The following is a 7,317-nucleotide window of genomic DNA, read 5'->3' as shown; positions in this document are numbered from 1 at the left end:
GTGGGGGACGGGTGCGGGTGGGCGCCTGCGGCGGGCTTGTCCCCTACCCGCCCCTTCCCGAAGTCCTCAAACGCCGGACGGGCTGAAAATCAGCCCGTCCGGGGTCCGGGGCCTGCACCGGTTTCGGGAGGGGCGGGTAGGGGGGCGCGCCGCAGGCAACCCGCACCGCGCACCACCTGCATTCGCAGCGCACCCTCACCGCACCCGCGCGCTGTCCAGGCACCCGCACCGCGCACCACTCGTACCCGCAGCGCACCCGCGTGCACCCGCACTCACCCACCCCGCCTACTTCTTCGCGCCGCCCCCACCGAGCAGCCCGCCCAGCAGATCCCCGAGCCCGCCACCGCCGGAGGCCGTCGCCTTACCCCGCGCCGCGCGCTTCGAGAGGACCGCCACCACCACCGGCAGCACGACCTCGAACGCCTTCGTCACCGACGCCACCGGCAATCCCGTCCGCTTCGCGACGGCCGCCGCGGCCGGCCTGGCGATCTTGGCGAGGACACCGCCCATCAGGCCGCCGGAGAGCATCCCGCCCAGGCCGCCACCGAGCGTGGCCACGCCCTGCAAGGGCGGCTCCGCGGCGTCGGCGATGGCCAGGCGGACCTCCTCCGCCTCCTCGGGGGTCGCGGCGACCGCCTTCTCCTCCAGGCCCCCGGAGAGCGCGCTGACGCTGCTCTGCACGACGTCCTGAGCCCCGGCGGTGTCCGTACCCAGCAGCCCGGCGATCTCTTGGAGCTTGTCGTCGCCGAGCTCGTCGAGTACATCCTTCTGCAGCGAGTCATCATTCATGACCGAAACGCTACGTGCATGACTATTTGTCGGCACCTTGTGTCCGAACTAAATGAATCTCATCCACCGTGCAACCCTTCGCGCACTACGTGGGTCCTACTTGGCATCAGGGCTTCCGGGGGTGGATCCGGGGGGATTCAGGGAGGCCTGTGACGGAGGGGGATCTGGGGGGCCCGGTCGACGGACCGGGCCTCTGCGGTTTCCGGGCAAAGTCCCCGGAGTGGGGCTTGAAGCTTCCGTACAGATGCGTCAGCCCGCAGCGTGCACGAACAGCTTCGCGACCTGGCCCAGGCATCACTGTCGCCCGGACTTGACGGTTGCCTCGTCAAGTCGGCGAGCGGTCGGAGCCTTGACGTTCCATTGTTCAGCCGGGGAAGAAGCCGCCCTTGACGCCGGAGACGAACGACGACCAGGCCTCTGCCGGGAAGACCACCACGGGGCCCGTCACGGCCTTGCTGTCCCGCACCGGTACGTCGCCGTAGCCCCGCGCGACCTCAAGGCACTCGCCTTGCCCACCGCCGCTGAAGCTGGACTTGTACCAGTCGGTCAGCGCGGAGGAATCGGGGATGGTGTGTTCACTGCTGACCATGTTCGTGTTCCTCTGCTACCGCCCTGACGAGGGCCAGTGATTCCTGCTGGGACAACGCGTCACTCAGCGCAAGATCGTAGGCCGTGCGGCACCCGGCCACCAGGGCTGGATCGTCCATCAAGTGGCCGGTAAAGAGGCCCTCGACGTAGGCCAGTGGCGCAGAGTCCTTGAAATCCATCTGAGTGAGCAGGCTCTCCAGCAGCGCATGCGCCCCCACCCCGAACGGCAGTACATGCAACCGCAGACGCCCCGACTCCGCCAGATCCGCGATCCGCTGCAGTTGTTCTGCCATGACGAGAGGCCCTCCTACCTGGCGCCGGAGGACCGCCTCGTCCAGCAGTGTCCAAATGACAGGGTTCAACGGCCCGTCGAGAACCCGGGCACGCTCCGTTCGAATGACAACGTCTCTGTCAAGTTCCTCGGGCCGGTGGTTCGGCCGGTACGCGCAGAACAGAGCGCGCGCGTAGCTGGGTGTTTGCAGGATTCCTGGTACGAGGGAAAGTGCGAACTGCCGGATGCAGAGGGCCTGTTGTTCCAGCTCGGCCACTGACGCGAAGTGATCGGCGTACTTGGTCTCCAGGTCCTCCAGCCATCGGGCGAAGAACCCGTCCGTACCGAGCGCCCGGTCGATCCGCTGGGCGTCCTCCAGCCGGGGGAGCCTTCGGCCGGCCTCGAAATGGCTGATCAGCGTGGATGAGCACACGACCATCTCGCTCAGCGCCTCTTGAGTCAGCTTCGACGCCAGGCGCCTCAGCCGCAGCTCTTCGCCGTACTTCTCCCGTGGATTGCGCGGGCTGTGGGTTTCGTCCATGGCTTCTGACTCCCTGACCTGACAGATGCGTTGTCAAGCGCTGACTCCTGGCAGCGTAGCGAGGGGCGACCCCATTCTGTGATCTGTTCGCTACAGAACGCTAGGAAAGGCAGGCTGGCATGAGGGTTATCTGCGCTCGGCTCTTGGAGGCGCTGTTGAGGTTCCTGATGCCCGGCGGGGGGCGGCACAGGCCCTACGTGGACACGTATCCGTACTCGTGCGACTACGTCGGCGGCCCGACCGTGCGACGCATCGGCGGGAGGCCGACGCGGGGCGAGGACAGCCTGCTGGTCCGCCCGTACCTCGTGGCGCACGAGCGGCGACTGGCCGAAGAAGCGCAGGGCCGGGGGGCCGCCGAGGGCCGGCAGCGGCGGGTGTTGTGGCTCGCGGTGCGCGGCGTGGAATTCGGAGGTCAAGCGCTGGAGGAGACTCTCTCCGTGTCCCGAGCCGTGCGGCTCCCGGTCATCAACTCTGTCCGTACCGGGAAGAACCCGCGCGCGGAGGCGGTCGCATGAGCGGGGAGGGGTACGAGGGGCGGACGCTCCGGCTGTTGCCCTGGGCGGGGGCGGAGGGCAAGTCGTGTTACGTCCTGGGGGACGGCACCGGCTACGTGTCCCGCATGGCGAATGGCGTCGAGAGTATCCAGCTCGGTATGGCGGACGAGCTGTTGGGCCATGCGGCCGACCTCTTGGCGAATCAGCGGGTCGGCCGGAAGGAACTGCACTTTCTCGCAAGCCGGTTGACCGAGTCGCTGCGGGACGTCACGCGGGTCGCCGAGAGCCGGGGAGCCCGGCTGGACGCGGTGCGAGTCGCTCCCGACGGTGGCCCAGGTCCATGCCGATCTGCGGAAACCGAGAAATGGCAATGACGCGATCCGACTGACCGGTGCCCGTACTGTCACCAATCCTGATCGAGCAATCGACCACATCGCCCTGGCCGTCGCGTGCGTGCTGGACGGCCGTACAGCCCCTGTGCGGGCCCAGGGAACAATCAAGCGGGCTTCCCCCCGGCCGTGATCCCGCCTGCGGCCCCGTACCCCGCTGTCAGCGCCGCCCGGTAGCGTCGGATCATGTCCAGCCCAGCGCCAGCACCCAACCGAGCCGTCCTCGAAGGCGTCCTCGAACGGATCACGTACGCCAACGAGGAGACCGGCTACACGGTCGGCCGCGTCGACACCGGCCGGGGCGGCGGCGATCTGCTCACCGTCGTCGGCTCGCTGCTCGGCGCCCAGCCCGGTGAGTCGCTGCGGATGGAAGGCCGTTGGGGGTCGCACCCGCAGTACGGCAAGCAGTTCACCGTCGAGAACTACACAACGATCCTCCCCGCCACCATCCAGGGCATCCGCCGCTACCTCGGCTCCGGCCTGATCAAGGGCATCGGCCCGGTCATGGCCGACCGGATCACCACGCACTTCGGCGTCGACACCCTCGACATCATCGAGCGCGAGCCCAAGCGCCTCGTGGAGGTCCCCGGCCTCGGGCCCAAGCGCACCAAGCTGATCGGCGCCGCCTGGGAGGAGCAGAAGGCCATCAAGGAGGTCATGATCTTCCTCCAGGGTGTCGGCGTCTCCACCTCCATCGCCGTGCGGATCTACAAGAAGTACGCCGACGCCTCGATCTCCGTCGTGAAGAACCAGCCCTACCGGCTGGCGTCCGACGTCTGGGGCATCGGCTTCCTCACCGCCGACCGGATCGCCCAGGCCGTCGGCATTCCGCACGACAGCCCGGAGCGGGTCAAGGCCGGGCTGCAGTACGCGCTGTCCCAGTCCACCGACCAGGGCCACTGCTACCTCCCCGAGGAGCGGCTGATCAGCGACGCCGTCAAGCTGCTTCAGGTCGACACGGGCCTGGTCATCGACTGCCTCGCCGAACTCGCCGCCGAGGAGGGCGTCGTACGGGAGAAGGTCCCGGGGCCTGACGGCGTCGAGCCCGTCACCGCCGTCTACCTCGTGCCGTTTTACCGCGCCGAGATCTCCCTCGCCGCGCAGGTGCTGCGCCTGCTGCGCGCCGACGAGGACCGGATGCCGGCCTTCCGGGACGTGGCGTGGGACAAGGCGCTGGCCTGGCTGGGGGAGCGTACGGGCGCCAGTCTCGCGCCCGAGCAGGAGGCGGCCGTCAGGCTGGCGCTCAGCGAGAAGGTCGCGGTGCTCACCGGCGGGCCGGGCTGCGGCAAGTCGTTCACGGTCCGCTCGGTGGTGGAGCTGGCCCGCGCCAAGAACGCCAAGGTGGTCCTCGCCGCCCCCACCGGCCGCGCCGCCAAGCGGCTGGCCGAGCTGACCGGGGCCGACGCGTCCACCGTGCACCGGCTGCTCGAACTCCGACCGGGCGGCGAAGCGGCGTACGACAAGGACCGGCCGCTCGACGCCGATCTGGTCGTCGTCGACGAGGCCTCGATGCTCGACCTCCTCCTCGCCAACAAGCTGGTGAAGGCGGTCGCGCCGGGCGCGCACCTGCTGCTCGTCGGGGACGTGGACCAACTGCCCTCCGTCGGAGCCGGCGAGGTGCTGCGCGATCTGCTCGCGGACGGCGGCCCGGTCCCCTCCGTCCGCCTCACCCGGATCTTCCGCCAGGCCCAGCAGTCCGGTGTCGTCACCAATGCCCACCGCATCAACTCCGGTGTGCAGCCCATCACTCAGGGCCTGCCGGACTTCTTCCTCTTCGTGGAGGAGGAGACGGAGGAGGCGGGAAAGCTCGCGGTGGACGTGGCTGCCCGCCGCATTCCCGCCAAGTTCGGCCTCAATCCGCGGCGCGACATCCAGGTGCTTGCCCCGATGCACCGGGGCCCGGCGGGCGCCGGCACGCTCAACGCCCTGCTCCAGCAGGCCATTACGCCCGCCAGGCCCGACCTTCCCGAGAAGAGGTTCGGCGGAAGGGTGTTCCGCGTCGGAGACAAGGTCACTCAGATTCGCAACAATTACGAGAAGGGACTCAACGGGGTCTTCAACGGCACCGTGGGCGTGGTCACCTCGCTCAACCTGGACGACCAGCGCCTGACCGTGCTGACCGACGAGGACGAGGAGGTCGGGTACGACTTCGACGAGCTGGACGAGCTGGCGCACGCGTACGCCATGACGATCCACCGTTCGCAGGGCAGCGAGTACCCCGCGGTGGTGATCCCCGTCACCACCGGAGCGTGGATGATGCTCCAGCGGAACCTGCTGTACACGGCGGTGACCAGGGCCAAGAAGCTGGTCGTCCTCGTCGGCTCCAGAAAAGCGATAGGGCAGGCCGTCCGCACGGTTTCCGCGGGCAGACGGTGCACGGCGCTCGACCACCGCCTCTCGAAACGTCTCATAGAGGACCATTGGTAGGAAACGCCATCCAGGACTTCCCGGAACTGGGGCGAAGGGGGCAGGATGACCAGGTTGGCGGCACTGAGTGCCGCCGATAGGCCTGATGGTCGACCCCGAGTGCACTCTCCTGAGCCAAGTGGGGGATGGTAGAGACAGTCAGGGCACCTCGAAGAAGAGGCACTACGTCGGTGAGGGATGACGTGAGCGACAACTCTGTAGTACTGCGGTACGGCGATGACGAATACACCTACCCGGTGATCGACAGCACCGTCGGCGACAAGGGCTTCGACATTGGGAAGCTCCGGGCGCAGACCGGCCTGGTGACGTTGGACAGTGGGTACGGCAATACCGCCGCCTATAAATCCGCTGTCACCTATCTCGACGGTGAGCAGGGCATCCTGCGCTACCGGGGATACCCGATCGAGCAGCTCGCCGAAAGCTCCACCTTCGTCGAGGTGGCTTACCTGCTGATCAACGGTGAGCTCCCCAAGGTCGACGAGCTCGCGGCCTTCAAGAACGAGATCACCCAGCACACGCTGCTGCACGAGGACGTCAAGCGGTTCTTCGACGGCTTCCCGCGTGACGCGCACCCGATGGCGATGCTGTCCTCGGTGGTCAGCGCGCTGTCCACGTTCTATCAGGACAGCCACAACCCGTTCGATGAGCAGCAGCGTCACCTTTCGACGATCCGCCTGCTCGCCAAGCTTCCGACCATCGCGGCGTACGCGTACAAGAAGTCGATCGGGCACCCCTTCGTCTACCCGCGCAACGACCTCGGGTACGTCGAGAACTTCCTGCGCATGACCTTCTCGGTGCCGGCGCAGGAGTACGTGCCGGACCCGGTCGTCGTCGCCGCGCTGGAGAAGCTGCTGATCCTGCACGCGGACCACGAGCAGAACTGTTCGACGTCCACCGTGCGTCTGGTCGGCTCCTCGCAGGCGAACATGTTCGCCTCGATCTCCGCCGGCATCAGCGCGCTGTGGGGCCCGCTGCACGGTGGCGCCAACCAGTCGGTGCTGGAGATGCTCGAGGGCATTCAGGCCGACGGTGGCGACGTCGACAACTTCATCCGCAAGGTGAAGAACAAGGAAGACGGCGTGAAGCTCATGGGCTTCGGGCACCGCGTCTACAAGAACTTCGACCCCCGGGCGAAGATCATCAAGGCTGCGGCGCACGACGTTCTCTCCGCCCTGGGCAAGGATGACGAGCTGCTCGACATCGCGCTCAAGCTCGAAGAGCACGCGCTGGCCGACGAGTACTTCGTGGAGCGCAAGCTCTACCCGAACGTCGACTTCTACACCGGCCTGATCTACCGGGCCATGGGCTTCCCGACCGAGATGTTCACGGTGCTCTTCGCGCTGGGCCGTCTCCCGGGCTGGATCGCCCAGTGGCACGAGATGATCAAGGAGCCGGGATCGCGCATCGGCCGCCCGCGCCAGATCTACACGGGTGAGGTCCTTCGGGAGTTCGCCCCGGTCGAGAGTCGCTGACGCGATCGGCTGAGGGTCCGGGGGGTGTCCCCCGGGCCGGCACAGCCACGGGTGAGGTCCTTCGGGCGCTCCGGTCGAGGGTCGCTGACGCCCCGCCCGCGCCACTGACGCACCACCGCGTCTGCCGCTGAAAAGCGGAAAGCGCCCCGCTGCCGATCCCCCCACGGGTCGACAATGCGGGGCGCTTCCCATTTCCCCGAGCGGATTCCCCCCACGGGATCCGGCCGGGCGTCTGTGGTGAGCAGGAGCTCGTCTTGCGCGGTCTGCCGGGACCCGTACGTACGGGAGGGCCGCTCAAAGCTCCCCGGTTGCACGTGCCCCGGCCTACGTTTGCCCGAAATGTCCC

The 7,317-nt window shown here is 67.9% G+C and carries 7 protein-coding genes; 4 read left to right on the top strand and 3 right to left on the bottom strand.

Features of this window, described 5'->3' with window-relative positions; genetic code table 11:
* Nucleotides 1-285 precede the first annotated feature (285 nt).
* The 3 genes from QMK30_RS19245 to QMK30_RS19235 form a co-directional block, all read right to left on the bottom strand.
* Entirely contained in the window at nt 286-789 is a 504-nt protein-coding gene (locus tag QMK30_RS19245; protein ID WP_283519520.1) for a DUF937 domain-containing protein, read from the bottom strand.
* 364 nt (nt 790-1,153) lie between these two features.
* A complete protein-coding gene (locus tag QMK30_RS19240) occupies nt 1,154-1,378 on the bottom strand; it encodes a DUF397 domain-containing protein (RefSeq protein ID WP_283519519.1) in 225 nt (74 codons plus the stop codon).
* A complete protein-coding gene (locus QMK30_RS19235; RefSeq protein ID WP_283519518.1) occupies nt 1,365-2,189 on the bottom strand; it encodes a helix-turn-helix domain-containing protein in 825 nt (274 codons plus the stop codon). Before QMK30_RS19235 ends, QMK30_RS19240 begins: the two co-directional genes overlap by 14 nt.
* A 197-nt stretch (nt 2,190-2,386) precedes the next feature.
* Between QMK30_RS19235 and QMK30_RS19230 the strand changes: the two genes are divergently transcribed.
* From QMK30_RS19230 to QMK30_RS19215, 4 genes are all read left to right on the top strand, one after another.
* Nucleotides 2,387-2,704 (top strand): hypothetical protein, encoded by a 318-nt coding sequence (locus QMK30_RS19230; protein ID WP_283519517.1) that lies wholly within the window; start codon nt 2,387-2,389, stop codon nt 2,702-2,704.
* Nucleotides 2,701-3,057 (top strand): hypothetical protein, encoded by a 357-nt coding sequence (locus QMK30_RS19225; RefSeq protein ID WP_283519516.1) that lies wholly within the window; start codon nt 2,701-2,703, stop codon nt 3,055-3,057. The genes QMK30_RS19230 and QMK30_RS19225 overlap by 4 nt, the downstream gene beginning before the upstream one ends.
* Before the next feature lie 201 nt (nt 3,058-3,258).
* On the top strand, nt 3,259-5,499 hold the full coding sequence (gene recD2 / locus QMK30_RS19220; protein WP_283519515.1) for an SF1B family DNA helicase RecD2: 2,241 nt from the start codon (nt 3,259-3,261) through the stop codon (nt 5,497-5,499).
* Between the two features lie 125 nt (nt 5,500-5,624).
* Nucleotides 5,625-6,971, top strand: a complete 1,347-nt coding sequence (locus QMK30_RS19215) for a citrate synthase (RefSeq protein ID WP_283519514.1) — start codon at nt 5,625-5,627, stop codon at nt 6,969-6,971.
* The last annotated feature ends 346 nt before the right edge of the window (nt 6,972-7,317 follow it).

Origin of the sequence: Streptomyces sp. H27-C3, from assembly GCF_030063415.1 — a bacterium.
Classification (GTDB): domain Bacteria; phylum Actinomycetota; class Actinomycetes; order Streptomycetales; family Streptomycetaceae; genus Streptomyces.
The sequence above is the reverse complement of the archived record's forward strand: the minus strand, read 5'-3'. Positions and strand labels throughout refer to the sequence as shown.

Excerpts from the sequence above, each read along its gene's own strand:
- QMK30_RS19245 (WP_283519520.1), bottom strand. The coding sequence starts at position 789 with ATGAATGATGACTCGCTGCAGAAGGATGTACTCGACGAGCTCGGCGAC.
- QMK30_RS19240 (WP_283519519.1), bottom strand. The coding sequence starts at position 1,378 with ATGGTCAGCAGTGAACACACCATCCCCGATTCCTCCGCGCTGACCGAC.
- QMK30_RS19235 (WP_283519518.1), bottom strand. The coding sequence starts at position 2,189 with ATGGACGAAACCCACAGCCCGCGCAATCCACGGGAGAAGTACGGCGAA.
- QMK30_RS19225 (WP_283519516.1), top strand. The coding sequence starts at position 2,701 with ATGAGCGGGGAGGGGTACGAGGGGCGGACGCTCCGGCTGTTGCCCTGG.
- recD2 (WP_283519515.1), top strand. The coding sequence starts at position 3,259 with ATGTCCAGCCCAGCGCCAGCACCCAACCGAGCCGTCCTCGAAGGCGTC.
- QMK30_RS19215 (WP_283519514.1), top strand. The coding sequence starts at position 5,625 with ATGGTAGAGACAGTCAGGGCACCTCGAAGAAGAGGCACTACGTCGGTG.